At 56.5% G+C, this 16,974-nt stretch carries 13 protein-coding genes, 1 other RNA gene and 2 pseudogenes; 10 read left to right on the plus strand and 6 right to left on the minus strand.

Translation table 11 applies throughout. The features are described from left to right. Nucleotides 1-1,174: pseudogene (locus RV1423_RS30420) on the plus strand (hypothetical protein); the annotation flags it as partial. Nucleotides 1,175-1,233: 59 nt separating this feature from the next. Here the strand turns inward: RV1423_RS30420 and RV1423_RS22785 are convergent. The 3 genes from RV1423_RS22785 to RV1423_RS22795 all read right to left on the minus strand — a co-directional run bounded on the left by RV1423_RS22785 (nucleotide 1,234) and on the right by RV1423_RS22795 (nucleotide 3,448). Next, complete coding sequence (locus RV1423_RS22785) at nucleotides 1,234-2,013, minus strand: alpha/beta fold hydrolase (RefSeq protein ID WP_197034989.1); 780 nt, start codon at nucleotides 2,011-2,013, stop codon at nucleotides 1,234-1,236. Nucleotides 2,014-2,165: 152 nt separating this feature from the next. Continuing rightward, on the minus strand, nucleotides 2,166-2,933 hold the full coding sequence (locus RV1423_RS22790) for an anti-sigma factor (protein ID WP_034301862.1): 768 nt from the start codon (nucleotides 2,931-2,933) through the stop codon (nucleotides 2,166-2,168). Continuing rightward, entirely contained in the window at nucleotides 2,930-3,448 is a 519-nt protein-coding gene (locus RV1423_RS22795) for a sigma-70 family RNA polymerase sigma factor (RefSeq protein ID WP_034301864.1), read from the minus strand. Before RV1423_RS22795 ends, RV1423_RS22790 begins: the two co-directional genes overlap by 4 nt. A 163-nt stretch (nucleotides 3,449-3,611) precedes the next feature. Here RV1423_RS22795 and RV1423_RS22800 point away from each other — a divergent pair, with 163 nt between their 5' ends. Next, the gene (locus RV1423_RS22800; protein ID WP_034301866.1) at nucleotides 3,612-4,253 is read left to right on the plus strand and encodes a DNA-3-methyladenine glycosylase I; all 642 of its coding nucleotides are present in this window, start codon (nucleotides 3,612-3,614) and stop codon (nucleotides 4,251-4,253) included. Nucleotides 4,254-4,718: 465 nt separating this feature from the next. Continuing rightward, nucleotides 4,719-6,851 (plus strand): bifunctional diguanylate cyclase/phosphodiesterase, encoded by a 2,133-nt coding sequence (locus RV1423_RS22805; RefSeq protein WP_081768958.1) that lies wholly within the window; start codon nucleotides 4,719-4,721, stop codon nucleotides 6,849-6,851. Between the two features lie 452 nt (nucleotides 6,852-7,303). Here RV1423_RS22805 and ssrA read toward each other — a convergent pair. Beyond that, nucleotides 7,304-7,632: a transfer-messenger RNA gene (gene ssrA, locus RV1423_RS29300) on the minus strand. Nucleotides 7,633-7,829: 197 nt separating this feature from the next. Between ssrA and RV1423_RS22815 the strand changes: the two genes are divergently transcribed. Then, on the plus strand, nucleotides 7,830-10,364 hold the full coding sequence (locus tag RV1423_RS22815) for a plasma-membrane proton-efflux P-type ATPase (RefSeq protein ID WP_051516867.1): 2,535 nt from the start codon (nucleotides 7,830-7,832) through the stop codon (nucleotides 10,362-10,364). Between the two features lie 206 nt (nucleotides 10,365-10,570). Here RV1423_RS22815 and RV1423_RS22820 read toward each other — a convergent pair. Continuing rightward, nucleotides 10,571-10,846: pseudogene (locus tag RV1423_RS22820) on the minus strand (phosphate ABC transporter substrate-binding protein PstS); the annotation flags it as partial. Nucleotides 10,847-11,271: 425 nt separating this feature from the next. Here RV1423_RS22820 and RV1423_RS22825 point away from each other — a divergent pair. After that, nucleotides 11,272-12,546, plus strand: a complete 1,275-nt coding sequence (locus RV1423_RS22825; protein WP_034301872.1) for an NRAMP family divalent metal transporter — start codon at nucleotides 11,272-11,274, stop codon at nucleotides 12,544-12,546. A gap of 343 nt (nucleotides 12,547-12,889) precedes the next feature. Here the strand turns inward: RV1423_RS22825 and RV1423_RS30030 are convergent, their stop codons facing one another. Next, entirely contained in the window at nucleotides 12,890-13,054 is a 165-nt protein-coding gene (locus tag RV1423_RS30030) for a hypothetical protein (RefSeq protein WP_155835223.1), read from the minus strand. Nucleotides 13,055-13,203: 149 nt separating this feature from the next. Here RV1423_RS30030 and RV1423_RS22830 point away from each other — a divergent pair, with 149 nt between their 5' ends. Genes RV1423_RS22830 through RV1423_RS22850 form a run of 5 tightly spaced genes read left to right on the plus strand, consistent with a single transcriptional unit; the run spans nucleotide 13,204 to nucleotide 16,918 of the window. Beyond that, nucleotides 13,204-13,629 (plus strand): DUF1924 domain-containing protein, encoded by a 426-nt coding sequence (locus RV1423_RS22830; RefSeq protein WP_034301874.1) that lies wholly within the window; start codon nucleotides 13,204-13,206, stop codon nucleotides 13,627-13,629. Nucleotides 13,630-13,663: 34 nt separating this feature from the next. Continuing rightward, entirely contained in the window at nucleotides 13,664-14,152 is a 489-nt protein-coding gene (locus tag RV1423_RS29305; RefSeq protein WP_081768959.1) for a diheme cytochrome c, read from the plus strand. Continuing rightward, nucleotides 14,124-14,855, plus strand: coding sequence for a cytochrome b/b6 domain-containing protein (locus tag RV1423_RS22840; protein ID WP_034301878.1), 732 nt, complete (start codon nucleotides 14,124-14,126; stop codon nucleotides 14,853-14,855). The genes RV1423_RS29305 and RV1423_RS22840 overlap by 29 nt, the downstream gene beginning before the upstream one ends. A gap of 27 nt (nucleotides 14,856-14,882) precedes the next feature. Further along, nucleotides 14,883-15,554: a response regulator transcription factor gene (locus RV1423_RS22845; RefSeq protein ID WP_034301880.1), complete on the plus strand. Its 672-nt coding sequence runs from the start codon at nucleotides 14,883-14,885 to the stop codon at nucleotides 15,552-15,554. Beyond that, nucleotides 15,551-16,918, plus strand: a complete 1,368-nt coding sequence (locus RV1423_RS22850) for an ATP-binding protein (protein WP_034301882.1) — start codon at nucleotides 15,551-15,553, stop codon at nucleotides 16,916-16,918. Before RV1423_RS22845 ends, RV1423_RS22850 begins: the two co-directional genes overlap by 4 nt. The last annotated feature ends 56 nt before the right edge of the window (nucleotides 16,919-16,974 follow it).

Here is a 16,974-nt window from a genome sequence, read left to right on the forward strand (position 1 = left end):
TGAGGAGAAACCTGTCGGTGCGCCTGAGGAGAAACCTGTCGGTGCGCCTGAGGAGAAACCTGTCGGTGCGCCTGAGGAGAAACCTGTCGGTGCGCCTGAGGAGAAACCTGTCGGTGCGCCTGAGGAGAAACCTGTCGGTACGCCTGAGGAGAAACCTGTACCGACGCTTGCACCGAAGCCTTCTTCAAGTTCTGTGGCGACGCTTGCCCCCAAACCTGTTGAAACACCTGATAAAACGCCTGCTGAAACACCCGTAGAGAAACCTAAAGGGAAGCCTTTGGACGAGGCTGACGACGAGAGTGAGGATAGCTCTGACTACGAGACTTTCAAATGGTTGGGCGGTGTGACAAAGGTCGTCGGAGGTGGACTGGTCGTGGGGGCCTTGCTTTATGCTTCCCAGAAGGTGCGAGCGGCACTGAACGAGATATCTCGATTATTGAGAGTTTTGGGGATGGCGAGTGGCTACATGGTTATACCATCGGTGACAACGGCGGGCGCCGCGGCAGGGAGCGGTGTAGTTGCTGCCTCAGGGTTACTCAACGTGGGAAAAGCTTTTGACTTCAAGGTGACGAAAGAGATGTTTCGGACCGCTTTATTTGTCGAAGTGGGCGGCTGCGCTACGCTCGTTATATTCGTTGGAGATTCGGCATGGGACGCGGCAAAAGAGGCATTTGACAAACCGGAAATGAAAACGGCGCTGGATGCTCTCGCAAAGGGGCTGGCTGAAGCTGGGATCTTGGCGGCATGCGCAGCCGGAACAGCGGGTATGACGTCGGCAAGTGAATTCGGATATGTTCATCGCCACCTTTCATTCCAGGGGTTTCTCGCCAACATTGTACGCAAGGGGGGATTAGCGGGTGGCGGTCTCACCGCTTCATCGGGGGTGATTGACATTGCGAAATGTCTCATGGGTTACTGTTCATCTGAGGCAGGCTCCGTCAATGCCGATACGCCAGAGCAAGGTCACGAAATGCAAACGGATAATATTGTCCCTCAGTTCGCCCTGGCTATAGTCGACCCGGATTGGTCTAAAAAACATGGCGACAACGACGATCTCAGGATAGTCCCCATCAAGAGGCTCACGGCGGAGGCCGCCAAGAAAAGAGAGCAGGCTGTCGCCAAGAAACCGAGCCGGCTAGATTACCCGCATGGTTTTTTGGGGCCCGGGGGATAGCGCTCCTGCTCGTAAAGCGGCGCATCTTTGCCGAGCAGTTCTTGCAAAGTAACGAGGGATCAGCGCGCCTGTCCCGCCGCTTCCAGGATCAGACTGGCGATCTCGTCGGGATGCGACAGCATCGACAGATGGCTGGAGGTGATTTCGATGGTCTTGGCCTTCATGCGTTGAGCAAGGAAACGCTCCAACTGCGGCGAGGTAGTGCGGTCGTTGGTCGATACGGCGTACCAGGTCGGCTTGCTGCGCCATGCGGCCTGCGTGGTGCGCGAGGCGAACAGGGAGTCGGAAATGCGCCCTTGCTCCGCATACATCACCTTGGCCTTGACCGGATCGATATCGCCGGCGAAATCGCGCAAGAAGGCTTCTTCGCTCAACTGGGCATAGCCCCCGGCCTTAACCAGTCCGGCGCTGGCCGGCGGCGTGGGAAATTTGCCGGCCAACGCGCCGTAATCTTCACCTGCATCCGGCGCGCGCGCCGCCACGTAAACCAATCCGGCAACTTTCGCATCGACGCCGGCTTCGCTGATCACGGTGCCGGCCCAGGAATGGCCGACCAGAATGGTCGGGCCGTCCTGCAGGGCCAGGATGCGACGCGTGGCGTCGACGTCGTCGGCCAGCGACGATAGCGGGTTCTGCACGGATGTGACGTGCAGGCCGGCCTTTTGCAGGCGCTCGATGACTTCCGACCAGCATGAGCCGTCGGCGTAGGCGCCGTGCACCAGCACGACGTTCTTGACCGCAGCCGGTTTGGCGGCATCCTGCGCCATGGCGCCGTGGGTCAGCAGCAGGGCGGCGATGCCGGTCAGGGCAGTTTTCAGGAATGCGCGTTTGTTCAGCATGATGTGTTTCCTCAGTGGTGGATGAGCGGTTGAATAGGGCGAATACAGGGGAGATCGGCGAATTCATGCAACCGTGTCGCGGCCCCCGTAAAACGCAGGGCGCACGGCTCCATCCGCTCCGATCAGCGGTTTTCCTTCAGCAAGAAATCAGGTCAGGATTGCGGGCGGCTCGGTTCTACCGCACGTTGAACCGGCAACATCGCCGGCGAGTCGGTCGGGCTGACCACGGCATAGAAGTAGCGCCCCTGGCGCCAGTACTGCGTCAGCAGATTGCCGTCCTTGCGGTTGCCGGCACCGAAGCTGAGCACCTCGCCGGGCGGCCGCACGTAGTACACGATGGCCTGGCCCTGGTTGTTCTGGTACAGCACCATCGCCGCCGCGCCCTTGTCGCTGGCCATCAGGCGGCCGCCGACGGGACGGAAACCGTAGGCGCTGAAATCGGGCATCGGCGCAGCCTGGACGAAATGCCGGTTGAGCCAGTTCTGCAATTGCGCCGGTTCGCTCGTCTTCATGTCGACCTGCTGAGCCATGTCGCTAGTGGCGAACATCCGGTAAGCCTGAGTGGCGTCGGCCATCGGCAAATAGGTCTTGCGTATGGACATGTCGCGCAGTTGCCAGCCGCCCAGGGTGCCCAGGCTCAGCGTCAGCACCAGCGAGGCGGCGATTGCCATGCGGCGTTGCGATCGCGCGCGCAACTCGCGGCGGATGCGGAAAGGATCGAGGCGCGGCGGAACCGGTCCGGTCGGGATGTTTTCCAGCGCGGCGCGCAGGCGCTGGTTTTCCTGGCGCAGCAATTCGACTGCGCGTGCGACGTCGGGATGGCCGGCAAGATAGATATCGATCTGCCGACGCAGCGCCTCGTCGAGCTGACCGTCGACATAGGCATGCAAGTCGTGTTCGGAGGGAGAAAAAGCATTCATTTCAGAATCCGTAGGGAAGGAGTGGCGGGCAAGCCTTCGTTGAGGGCGCGCAAGGCTTTGCGGGCGCGCGACAGGCGCGACATCACGGTACCGAGCGGGACATCCAGCGCATCGGCGGCCTGCTGGTAGCTGAGGCCTTCCACCGACACCAGCACCAGCAATGCGCGTTGTTCGGCGGACAGCTTGTCGAAATCCTGCAGGGCGGCGCGCGACATGGCGACCTCTTCGGCGGAGGGCGCCAGTTCTTCTTCGGTTTTGGCAAACAGCGACAGCAGGCCTGCATAGCGTTTGGCGCGTCGCTGGCCGTCGAGGAACTGGCGATACATGATCTGGAACAGCCAGGCACGCAGGTCGCCGTCGTCGCGCCGCCGGTCGCCGCGTGAGAGGGCGCGCTCAAGGCAGGACTGCACCAGGTCGTCGGCGCTGTTGTCGTGCCGCGTCAGCGACAGGGCGAAACGCCGCAGCCGCGGCAGCAGTTCGCGCAAATCGTCGTCGGTGAAGTCTTTGGAACGCATGGCAAGGGCGGGTTAATGTCGTTTGTGCACAGTAAGACGAACGGCCGGCAGTCTTATTCCCTTCCGGTGTAATTATTTTCGACCGCAAGAACCAAGGTGCGGAACGGCTTGCTTTTACGCATCATATCGGCTTGCCGGCGAGCAGGTACAATCCATTTCCACGATGACAAAAGACGACCCAAGCGAAAACTCCGGCCTGATCGCCGCCGACGATGGCAATACCTATTGCGCCTGGCACGCCGCCATGCCCGACTATCACGGCAACGAATGGGGCAGGCCGGTGGCGGACGATATCCGCCTGTTCGAGAAGATTTGCCTGGAAGGTTTCCAGGCTGGACTGGCGTGGATCACGATCCTGCGCAAACGCGAGAATTTCCGCGCCGCCTTCGACGGCTTCGACTTTAAGCGCGTGGCGCGCTATACCGAGCGCGACGTCGAACGACTGCTCGGCGACGCCGGCATTATCCGCAATCGCGCCAAGATCGTTTCCGTCATCAACAATGCGCAGCGCGCCATCGAACTGGCTGAGGAAGCAGGCTCGCTGGCAGCGTGGTTCTGGCGGTTCGAGCCGGCGCCAAAGGATCGGCCCAAGGCGCTTACGCTTGATTACTGGCGCGCCAATCCGACCTCGGAAGCCTCGGCCGCCTTGTCCAAAGCGCTCAAGAAACGCGGCTGGACCTTCGTCGGCCCGACCACGATCTATGCCTTCATGCAAGCGATGGGGCTGGTCAACGACCACCTGACCGGCTGCGCCTGCCGCAAGCAGGTGGAGGTCGAACGCAAGGCCTTCAGGCGGCCAGGCTGAGGCCGGCTGCGACAGCGGTTAATATCTTCTCTCCGTCCAACGGACCAGCCACCGATACTTCACGCGCCACAACTTGACCTGCAAATTCGCTGCCTGCCACGGCGTGGTGCCGAGTGCGGCGTTCTTTGTTGTTTTCACAAAATGAATCGGTCGGCGTTGATAAGGATCAAATAAAACGCTTGCGGCTGTTGCTATTGTTTCATCGGATAAAGGGGGAACGAGAAAACGATAGCGACGTCCTCGTTCAGATCATTAGAACTCATTTCATCAATAGGCGTGAGTGCGAGCTTGCCCTGTTTGGGATGAAGTGCAAGGCGCGAAGGGGAGGCAAGACTGGACGTCTTGCCCCTCTTCGTAACGCAGCAATTCTCTCAAACAGGCCGCTCCCTCCGGGAAGAACGCATCTCACGCCTATTGATGAAATGAGTTCTAGATATATCAAGAATTCGAGGAGCGTTCTTCGTCATGAAGATAGTCACATCTGCCGAACGATCAGTTTACATGGGGAAAAAGAAAGTACTGCAAGAAAGCGAAGAGAGCTTGAATGCCATCTTCGATGCCAGCCCGGATGCGATGTTGATTTGCGATACCGACGGAATCATCGTCATGGCCAGCCGGCAGACCGAATCGCTGCTGGGTTATTTGCCTGATGAGCTGGTCGGTCAGAGTGTGGAAATGCTGATCCCGCAACGCTTTTGCGCCGGCCATCCGGAGTTGAGAAACCGCTATATCGCCGAGCCAAGCACCCGGCGCATGGGGCATCGGCGCGAAATCATGGCGCTCAGGAAAAATGGCATGGAATGCGCCGTGGAAATTGGACTGAGCCAGATAAGGACGTCTGCGGGGATATTCGTGGCATGCTCGTTGCACGATATCCGGGAACGCAAGGCCACCGAAGAACTATTGCGGCAAAGCTCCGAAAAACTGCGCAGCCTGTATGAACTCTCGCCTTTGGGAATTGCGTTGACGGATGCGGCAGGAAATTTTCTCGAATGCAATCACGCGTTCCAGGTGATTTGCGGCTATTCCGAGCAAGAACTGAAGGATATGGCGTGCTGGAGACTGACCCCGGCGGCGCCCGACAGCGATGCTCCATCTGGTTCGACAAGCGAGACCAAAACGCATCGCTACGCTCCCTATGAAAAGGAATATTTTCATAAGGGAGGACATCCCGTGCGTGTACGTTTGAACAGCGTCATGATCGGCGGTCCGCAAGGAGAAAAATACGTATGGACGGTGCTCGAAGATATCACCGCCAGCAAGATCGCAACCGACAAAATCAGGGAGCTGGCGTTTTTCGATCCGCTTACCGGCTTACCCAATCGCGTGTCATTGCGCGAGCGCCTGCTGGAGATTCTTGCCCAGGATGCGCCGGCGGAAGAACATGTCGGCGTCCTGCTGATCGATCTCGACAATTTCAAGACGATCAACGATACGCGCGGACACAGCATGGGCGACATGCTGCTGATCAAGGTCGCCGATATCCTCCGGCATGAAATCAGCGGCAACGACATCATCGCCCGGCTGGGCGGCGATGAATTCGTCATCGTTCTGACACGGCTCAGTAGCGACAAGAAAGAGGCCGAAGAGCGCATCCTGTCCGTCGCGGAAGCGGTTCGTTCGTCGTTGGATCGCGGCGTGGAATTGGGCGTCGATATCCACCAATGCACCGCGAGCATCGGCTGCACGCTGTTCTCTCATGGCAAGATCGGACTGGAAGAGATCATGAAGCAGATCGATCTGGCCATGTACTGCGCAAAGGGGGAAGGGCGCAATGCCGTCCGATTCTTCGATCCGGCCATGGCAAATCTCATGGAGCGCCGCGCCGCTCTGGAAGCGGATCTCAACATGGCCTTGAAAGAGAGCCAATTCGTTCTCTTCTATCAAGGGCAGATGAAGAACGGCAAGCTGACCGGCGCCGAGGTGCTGCTGAGATGGATGCATCCAACCAGGGGAATCGTTTCGCCGGCCGAGTTCATCCCCGTCGCCGAAGAGACCGGCATGATTCTGCCGCTCGGCTTGTGGGTGCTGGAAACGGCGTGCGCGCAATTGTCCAGATGGGGAGAGATCCCTCATATGGCTCATTTGAGCCTTGCCGTGAACGTCAGTGCACATCAATTCCGCCAACCCGATTTTGTCGACCGCGTCATTGCCATCATCGAAGCTACCGGCGTCAATCCGAAGCGCCTGAAGCTGGAACTGACGGAAAGCGCATTGATGATCGATATCGCGCATATCGTCGCAAAGATGTCCACGCTCAAAGCCTTGGGCGTGAGTTTTTCCCTGGACGATTTCGGCACGGGATATTCGTCTCTGGCGTATCTGAAACGGCTGCCGCTGGACCAGCTCAAGATAGACCGCTCGTTCATGCACGATGTGTTGACCGACCCCAATGACAATACGATCGTACGGACCATCATGGCATTAGCCGAGGGCTTGCAATTGGATGTCATCGCCGAGGGAGTCGAAACGTCTGAGCAAGAAGCGTTTTTGTCCGGGGTGGGATGCCATGCTTATCAGGGATATCTGTATAGCAAGCCGGTACCGCTGGAGGAGTTCATGCTTCATTGCGGGTGCTGGAACCCTAAAGCACCTTGATAAAAGACAAGGGCGCCAAGACAATTCGCCTTCAGGGAGCATGGGAAAACAGTCCGGCCTGGGACGGGAGTGATCCAGGTCAATAGGGGGCTGTATTACGGCTAGTCGCTTGATTTCCCTGAGGATTTCTTGAAGTATTGATCGGGAAAAGTCCCGAATAGCTGTTGCGCATCGTATTTCGGGGCTTTTGACAATGCGCTTGCCGTTTCTTGTGCGTATCCGGATCGCTCTGGTTTATTGAACTGAGGCTCCAGAAGCTGCTGCGGATGCAGGATGTCGCGAGGGTGTTGCATGATTGAAAATGAGTACCCCGGAAAGACGGGGTATGAATATGAATTGATGAATGCATTTGTGTAAGTGCACCCACTCTACAGGGTGCGCCCTCTACGGTTACCGACTATGAGAACGTCCGAAATCCTCGCTTGCGCTCGGTGTTTTCCTCTCGCTGCTAACGATAGAGTTGGTCCGGCCGTTCTGTTCCCAAGCCTTCTTTCGAAGGGGCCGGTTCCTCGGCTTATCGGTTTTTAGGTGCCGAAAGCAAGATATTGCGATTCATTTGCAATTATCGATTTGCGCTATTTACGTCAGGCGCCTGACGTGGTGTATCTCCGGTTACTGGTCGCCCTGTCGAAACCTGATCACCCCCATCAGATACCGGCGCATCCCGAGCATATGAACGTGCCGGCATGTGGTGGAGGTGGGGGGAATCGAACCCCCGTCCAAAACGATTTTTGCCTTCGGGTCCGCGATGATGTCGCACACACCAATGCCATTTATGTGTTGAGTGCTGAGGCGGAGTTCCATGTTGCCAAACTTTGGGCAACAAAATGCTGTCGGTCGCTTATATTGTTGGTATGAAAATCCATGCACCCGTAGATGGACTGAACGACGCCGAGCGCACGATGCTGTCGGTCGGTTAGTGCGACTGATACTGCCAAACCGCCGTAGACTGGACAACCTGCAGGGAGAATATTCAATATGCAAAGAAATCCAGAAAAAACCGAAGCGAAGCCTGTTCCCTTGAAGCCGGCAACAGCCAATATCCCTGACGTCGCCGTCGCGTCGATTGCCGACACGCTGGCCGCGCTCCGGGTGAATCCTGACACCGGACTCGCGCGCACTGAAGTGGATACTCGCCGCAATGAGGACGGCTACAACGAGGTCGCGGAAAAAGCGAAGCACCCGGTCCTCAAATTTCTCGGCAAGTTCTGGGGCATCTCGGCATGGATGCTTGAACTGATTATGTTGCTGTCCGCAGCGCTCGGCAATTATTCCGATCTTGCCGTGGTCGGGGCGTTACTGGTTGTCAACGCCGTGCTGGGCTTTATGCAGGAGCACCGAGCTGAAGGAGTTGTAGAGGCACTGCGGAAGCAATTGCAGGTCAGCGCACGCGTGCGTCGCGATTCAAGCTGGCAAGTTATCCCGGCCCGCGAACTGGTCCCCGGCGATATCGTCCGCGTTCGATCCGGCGACGTTATTCCGGCGGACGTGAAGCTCCTCACCGGGGCGTTGAGCGTGGATCAGTCTGCACTCACAGGCGAATCCCAAGACGCGGACAAGGCGCCCGGCGACGTGTTGTCGTCGGGCGCTGTCGCCCGTCGGGGGGAAGGTAACGGCGTGGTGATTCTGACCGGGGCGAAGACTTACTTTGGCCGGACAACCGAACTTGTGCAGGTGGCGCGCCCGAAACTTCACATCGAAGCGGTCGTGACCAAGATCGTTCGCTGGCTCTTTGTCATTGTCGGCGTGCTGCTCGGCGTGGTCATCGCGCTGTCGGTGATCCGTCGCGTGCCATTGATCGAAATGATCCCGCTCATGCTCGTTCTGCTCATGAGCGCGGTGCCGGTCGCTCTCCCTGTGATGTTCACGGTCAGTATGGCCCTTGGATCGAAGGAGCTGGCGCGGCGTGGCGTGCTGGTCACGCGCCTCAGCGCCGCCGAGGATGCTGCGACGATGGACGTGCTCTGCGTGGACAAGACGGGCACCATCACGATGAACCAACTCGTCGTGACCGACGTAATTCCGCTGGAACAAGCTACGGAAGCTGATGTGTTGTTGGCAGGCGCTCTTGCGTCGCAGGAGGCCAATCAGGACCCCATCGATCTGGCCTTCCTCGCTGCCGCAAAAGAGCGTCACGTCTTCGACGGTCTGCCCGTTATGAAACAGGCATCTTTCGCACCTTTTGATGCGAAAAGCCGGCGGACGGAAGCCGTGGTGGAACAAAACGGGCAGCGATTGCGCATGATGAAAGGCGCCGTGCGCACTATCGCCGAAGCTTGTGGACTTAAGCCGCCGGAAGTCGAAGCACTGGAGCAACGCGTCAGTGCTGCTGCGGCGAAGGGCTATCGGACATTGGCGGTAGCCCGCGGTACCGAGAAAGGCGTTCCCGCCCTGGTAGGACTGGTGTCGCTCTATGACCCGCCGCGACCCGACGCCAAACAACTCATCGCCACACTTCTCGACCTCGGCGTTCCGGTAAAGATGCTTACCGGCGATGCACTGCCGGTGGCGCTTGAGACTGGTAAAGGAGTTGGGCTACCCAACATCCGACGCGTGGGCGATTTAAAAGCGGCAGTCTCCGTGGCCGGCAGCGAGGCCGTTGACCTCTTGGCGGGCGCAGATGGTTTTGCCGAGGTTTATCCGGAGGACAAGTACATTGTCGTGCAGCATTTGCAAGCCGCAGGACATGTAACCGGTATGACAGGCGATGGCGTCAACGATGCGCCCGCTCTTCGTCAGGCCGAAGTGGGAATCGCCGTCAGCACCGCAACCGACGTGGCCAAGGGCGCCGCGAGCGTCGTTTTGACGGCGCCAGGATTAACTAACATTGTCACGCTGGTCGAACAGGGGAGGACGATTTACCAGCGCATTTTGACGTGGATCATCAACAAGATCAGCCGGACGATCCTCAAAGCAGCGTTCGTGTCGATCGCCTTCGTGGTGACCGGCAAGTTCGTTGTCTCGGCTTTCGCGATGCTGCTGCTGGTCTTCTTGACGGACTTCGCGAAAATCTCCCTTGCCACTGACAATGTTCGGTCATCCAGGAAGCCGGAAACATGGAACATCGGCGGCTTCATCACCGTGTCCGTCGTGCTTGGGATCGCGATGGTTGCAGAGACGCTTTTCCTATTGTGGATCGGCTGGACACGATTCGGTTTGTCGACTAACAACAATGCGCTCTACACGTTCAGCTTTCTCATGCTGCTCTATTTCGCTGTATTCTCTGTCGTGTCCGCGCGTGAGCGCAACTGGTTCTGGTCTAGCCTCCCCAGCAGGACGTTTATGTTGGCCCTCGCTGTGGATGCTGTCGTGGGAACTTTACTGACGTTTGTGGGGATCAACGGACTCATGCCATTGCCCTGCTGGGAGACTCTCGCGGTCTTCGTCTATGCCATGGTCTCGTGCCTGGTTTTGAACGACGCCCTGAAGGTCGCGATGATCAAGTGGCGTGTTTTGAACGTCATGGCTTTGAAGCCGGAGGCTGACTCGGCACAGGCGCAAGGGGAGAAATGAGTTGGAGTGACGGAGATTTCTCGGCGCCGACAACTGAAACCCGGAGCACGGACGAAAATGCGCCACGATAGCCGAAAATGGAGTTGACGCCGCCGTTTGTACGGCCGTCCAATCACTCCTACCGTAGCGAGCACCTCTGCATGGAAAATAAAAAAGCCATGTGGAAATTAGTCCACATGGCTTCTTAAATCAAATATAAAACTCAATCACCAAATGGCGTTGCCAGAACCATCCTTCAGTTGATTTTTCCAGGCAGTTTCAATGACCTTCAGAACTTCTTTCGCTTTAGCTGCATCGGCCTGGGTTGTGTGCATCAACGCGAAGGTGGCGCCAGTGATAGGCCAGCTATTCTTTCCAGGCTGATCGGTTGAAACCACCGCAAAGCCTGGCGACTTGTCCCAGTCAGCTCCAGCGGCAGCGGATTTAAATGTGGAGTCATTTGGCAGGACAAACTGACCATCGTGGTTTTGCAGCTGCGAATATCCTCCTGATTTGAATGGGTGCAACCGCAAGATATTGAGCAATTAAGCAATTGTTCGAATAGAGGCCTATATCCCGGCAAAATAACATTGCCATTTTTCTTGCTAAAGTGAGGTTCGCACCGTTACTTTATCGCCCGGCGCCTGCCGAGGGGAGGGAGGCTAGATGATCATCCATTCTGCGAAAAAATCAATAGCCGCCCCTCAATCCGACTATCTGGCAGCGACTTCCAATTCAGGGGCGTCATAGCGGCTGCCCGCGGACAATAATATCGGCGACACCGGACATATCGCTTATTGAGCCCTTATACTGAGCGGCCAACTTCGTGTTGGGCCGTGCAGGCCTTGAGGCCGCGGCATACCTATACCGATTTGCCGGAGCCTCCCTAATCGGGCGCGGCGCAGTCGGCAAACAAACAGATTGGTACATGAATACAGCAGACGAAAAACAGGAAAAAGATGGTTCTTGGCTCAACAAGTTGGGACCAGGTCTGATTACCGGCGCAGCAGATGATGATCCCAGCGGCATTGCGACTTACTCACAGGCTGGAGCGCAATTCGGTTTCAGCATGTTGTGGACAGTGTTGTTTACCTATCCTCTGATGGTCGGCATTCAGATCGTCAGTGCCCGCATCGGCCGTGTGACAGGCCACGGTCTCGCCACCAATATCCGTTTGCATTACCCCGGGTGGCTTTTATATACCGTAATCGCTCTGTTATTACTGGCCAATACGATCAATATCGCGGCCGATGTCTCGGCCATGGGTGATGCTTTGCATCTGATTGTCGGCGGCCCGAGCCAACTTTACGCCGTCGGATTTGGACTATTGTCTCTGTTGTTGCAGGTGTTCGTCGCCTATAAACGTTATGTCCGCATTCTCAAATGGCTGACGCTTGGCTTGCTTGCCTATATCGCGACGGCATTGGTGGTCCATGTGCCGTGGACGGAAGTCGTCATGCGTACTTTCATACCGCATTTATCGTGGAAGACGGAATACATCACGACGGTCGTTGCCGTCTTCGGCACCACCATCAGTCCCTATCTGTTTTTTTGGCAGGCTTCTCAGGAAGTGGAGGAACAACTTGCGACCCCGGGGGCATTGCCGCTGATCCAGGCGCCGCGGCAGGCAAGAACCAACCTGAGACGCATCAAGCTCGATACTTATATCGGCATGGGTTTTTCGAATCTGGTCGCCTTTTTTATCATTCTCACAGCGGCTGTCACACTCAATCTGCATGGACTGGACAACATACAGACCTCGGCACAGGCGGCGATGGCGTTGCGCCCGATCGCAGGCGAATTTGCCTTCTTTCTCTTCAGTGCCGGCATCATCGGCACGGGCCTGCTTGCCATTCCGGTGTTGGCCGGGGCATCTGCTTATGCCATGGCAGGTACCTTCGGCTGGAAGAACAGCCTCGACAGCAAACTGAATGCAGCCAAGGCTTTTTACTCGGTCATTATCGTTTCAACAGTAGTCGGTACAGGCCTGGGGTTCAGCGCTATCGATCCGATTAAAGCTCTGTACTGGAGCGCAGTCATCAACGGTGTGATCTCCGTGCCGATCATGACGGTCATGATGCTGATAGCCTCGCGTGCGGACATCATGGGACGGTTCGTGATCAAGCGCCGGCTGCGGATTCTGGGCTGGCTGGCGGCCTTGATGATGGCGATTGCAGTGGGTGCGATGCTGGCGACATCCTGAAGGATCCTGGCGATATTGTTGGCGTTGTCATCTTTGCGAGTCAGTCCGCCGCTTGCGACTCGTACTTGAGGACTGGAAAAGTCGCCTAGGGTCTTCGGCGAACTTCACGTACGACATTCCTAATGTTTCGATAATTTCATGGCCCAGATCAGGATGTCGCCAAGTATCCACGTGACCTCATTGGATTTGGCATGCGATGCCGATTTCTTCTCCAATGTCATGATCGGCTTCTGCGGTAAACCAACAGCCAACGAAGATGTCGCTCGACAGTTTATAACCAGGCGCGGATCTATCCGTGCCCCTCAGAGAGCACAAAGAACACGACGTATTGGCGCACCCAAATTCAGGTCAAATGGAAATATGTTGTTGCATTGATGATTCTGGCCTCTCCAGGATGACCATTTAAATTTAGCGGTATGGAAAGAAACGTCACCACGAGAACGGGCAACAGCGTGGCGAATATGACGCCAAGATACTGGCGGGCGAATAGCTGAAGGGCGGGATGCATGACAGATTTCCTTTATTGAGATGACTGATGCTGCATGCTAACCGCTGCAGATTAAGGAATGCTTAAGACGAGAAATCCTAAGAAAACGTTAAGAAAACAGCCGCATCATGAATTCCAAGAAATAATCATCAATTCATGAGGGTATTGCCATGAAACTATCGCCGTTCGCAAAGTCCTTGACTCAGCCCATTGTGTTCTCGCTCATAACAGCAACCATTGTGCTTGCGTCCATTACCGTCTACGCAGCTACTCCGGCAGAACTCCTCTCGAATTATTCCGCACAAGCAGGATCACCTGCCGTACCTGCCCCCGGGCAGCAACTCTTTGTCACCCGCCACGGTCGCGAATGGAGTTGCGCATCGTGTCACGGCGCCGTACCGACTCAAACCGGTAAGCATGCGTCTACAGGCAAGCTCATCAATGCAATGGCGCCAGCCTTTAATCCCGAACGGTTTACCGACGCGGCCAAGAGCGAGAAATGGTTTCGTCGCAACTGCAACGACGTCATAGGACGCGAATGTACGGCCGCCGAGAAGGCCGATGTATTGAGCTGGTTGCTGACACTTAAGCCCTGATCGCCCCTCCCTTAACGCTCGGTGAGAACAAAATATGACACGTCTTCTCTTTTCTAACGTCTCTCGATTCATATTCAGTTTGCTCGTCGCCATCGGAATAGTGGCCCCGGCCATGGCTGACAATGACAGACGCGCTCAACAGGTTCCAATGTTGCCTAAGTATCAACATGAATGTGCCGCCTGTCACATCGCCTATCCCCCCGGAATGCTTCCTGCCGCATCCTGGGAGCGGCTTCTGAACAATCTGCCGCGCCATTACGGCACGGATGCCTCGCTTGATCCGGCAACAGTGAAGCAACTCGCGACCTGGCTCACGAATTACGCCGGCACCTATACGCGAGTTAAAGAGGCTCCAGCCGAAGATCGTATCACTCGCTCGGCATGGTTCATACGCGAGCACGACGAAGTATCTGCGGCTACCTGGAAATTGCCTGCCGTTAAAAGCGCAGCTAACTGTATTGCCTGCCACACCCAATCCGACAAAGGAGATTTCAATGAACGCCATATCCGAATCCCCCGTTAAGTCCCCGGCATCAAATACGGACATGCGGAAAATCCTCGTCTGGGATGTCCCCACCCGGGTTTTTCACTGGTTGTTGGTTTTGAGTTTCGGCGGGGCTTATCTCACTGCCGAAAGCGAAAGCTGGCGATTGGTACATGTGACGCTCGGCTACACGATGGCGTGCCTTATAGGTTTTCGCATCATGTGGGGATTGATTGGCTCGCGATATGCGCGCTTCTCGGCTTTTGTACGTGGCCCCAAGGCCGTCGCACGTTATCTCGGCGCGTTGTTGCGCGGACATCCTGAACACTATACCGGGCATAACCCGGCAGGCGCGATAGCTATCGTTGCTTTGCTGACACTGGCCTTAGCTGTCAGCGCGTCAGGTTGGGCCACATATAACGACATAGCGGGTGATTGGGTTCAGGATATTCACGAAGCGATCGCCAACGTAATGCTGGCCATCGTCGGCATTCACATTGTAGGCGTACTGCTAGCCAGTTGGCTACACCGCGAGAACCTGATCGGTGCAATGTTCACTGGGCGTAAGTGGGGCAAACCGGAAGACGGTATTCGGAGCGCATGGCGCAGCGTAGCGGTGCTGTTGCTGGCGGCGGTCCTGGCGATTTGGTGGATTCAGTGGCAAAGTGCGCCAAAATCAGGTGATCTTGCCGACCGGCCCATTTCAACCAAGGCCGGAGATCATGATCGTGATGACGATTGATGACGCCTTCGTGCGACAATCCATCCTATGCACATCCTGCTTGTTGAAGATGATCCCCTACTGGGCGACGGCTTGAGAGCCGGTTTGCGGCAGCTTGGTTTTCGGGTTGACTGGGTGCGTGATGGTCAGGCTGCGGAAAGTGAGTTGCGCACGCAGTCTTATGCTGCCGCGGTACTCGATCTCGGCCTGCCGCTTAAAGATGGCATCGATGTTCTGACTGCTATTCGTCGTGCAGGCGTGTCAGTGCCTGTGCTGGTAATGACTGCGCGTGACGCCGTGCCAGACCGCATCAAGGCGCTCGACATAGGTGCTGACGATTATGTAATCAAGCCGATCGACCTGCATGAATTGGCCGCACGGTTGCGCTCGCTCGTGCGACGCGCGTACGGTCAGTCACAGGAAAGTCTCACTGCGCAAGACGTCGTACTTGATCCTGCCGCACATTCGGTGTCAAAAAATGGGGAAGCCGTCGCTCTGTCGACCCGAGAATTCGATCTGCTCTACGCGTTCATGCTTAACGCCGATCGCGTGTTATCGCGCGAGCAGCTTGAGCAGCATCTCTACAGTTGGGGGCAAGAGGTTGAAAGCAACGCCGTCGAAGTGCATATCCACAATCTACGTCGCAAGCTTGGAAACGGACTGATCCATACGGTACGCGGCGTCGGGTATATTTTGTTGCGGGAATCACAGAAACCATGATCAAATCACCCCGTTCATTGCAGGGACGGCTGCTCCTCTTGGTATTGGCGGTGGTAACGGGCGTATGGTTGGTCTCCGCGACGCTAATCTGGTTCGACGCACGCCGCGAGCTGGATGAGCTCCTGGATAGCCATCTGGCGCAAGCAGCAGCGTTATTAGTGGTGCAACAAGGGCAAGAGGCCGACGCCGACGACCGCAGCATCGACGCGCCCATACTGCATCGCTATGCCCCCAAAGTTGCATTCCAAGTCTTCCACGATGGTCGCTTGACTCAGCGTTCTGCCAATGCGCCACTTCAACCGATGGCCGAACCCGGTCGACGTCATAAAAATGGTTTTGAGACCGCGCAGATCAACGGCATCATGTGGCGTGTCTTCACCGCCAATGGCGCGGAGAAAGACGTGCAGGTCTATGTAGGCGAACAGACAGATTCAAGAGCTTCGATCATGTTGGCGATGCTACGCACCACATTATGGCCTACGGTTGCCGCATTGCCTCTGTTGGCATTGATGATCTGGTGGGCAGTGTACTGGGGTGTTGCCCCTATGCGCAAACTCGGATGGGCACTGGCTTCGCGCCAACCGCAAGCATTGCATCCAGTGGAAATGCGCGATACAAGCTCAGAAATGGAGCCGATGATCAATGCCTTGAATGGGCTATTCGAACGCATAGGCACGCTATTGGAGGCCGAACGTCGCTTTACCGCAGATGCGGCCCACGAATTACGGACCCCGATTGCCGCAATCCGCGCCCAGGCGCAAGTGGCGCTTGGCGAAGCCGACGACGCATTACGAAGACGCGCGTTGGAAAACACGCTGGCCGGCTGTGACCGCGCTACACGCCTAGTGGAACAATTATTGACCCTATCCAGACTGGAGACCGTCGCAGCGCCTGTTATGCCGGACGTCGATTTTGGCGTCTTGACCAAAAGGGTGTTGGCTGAGCTCGCGCCGAAGGCTATCGAAAAAAAACAAACACTGGAATTTGAAGCAATAGGGGCGTATTCGATTCAAGGTGAAGAGACATTATTGGCAGTCTTGGTTCGCAATCTGGTGGACAATGCCTTGAGATACAGTCCTCCGTCGGGCCGGGTGAAAGTGAGAATGACGCGAGAGGATGGTCGTGTTGTATTGAGCGTGGATGATAGCGGTCCGGGCCTATCCGATGCCGACATCGCTCGGCTCGGCGAGCGATTTTTCAGGGTGCCCGGCAGCATTGAAAGCGGTAGTGGACTCGGCTGGTCGATCGTGCGGCGCATCGCAACTGTGCATCGGCTAGAGCTGCAAGTTAAACGATCGCATGAACTTGGCGGGCTTGCCATTCGCGTCATCGAAAAGATGAATAATTCCAGAATTTCTTGCTAGAAATAGCTTTGTTGCAGAAGGACTATTTTTTGATTTGCGCAGGCGTTGATTTCTAA

Origin of the sequence: Herbaspirillum sp. RV1423 (assembly GCF_000577615.1) — a bacterium.
Classification (GTDB): domain Bacteria; phylum Pseudomonadota; class Gammaproteobacteria; order Burkholderiales; family Burkholderiaceae_D; genus Herbaspirillum.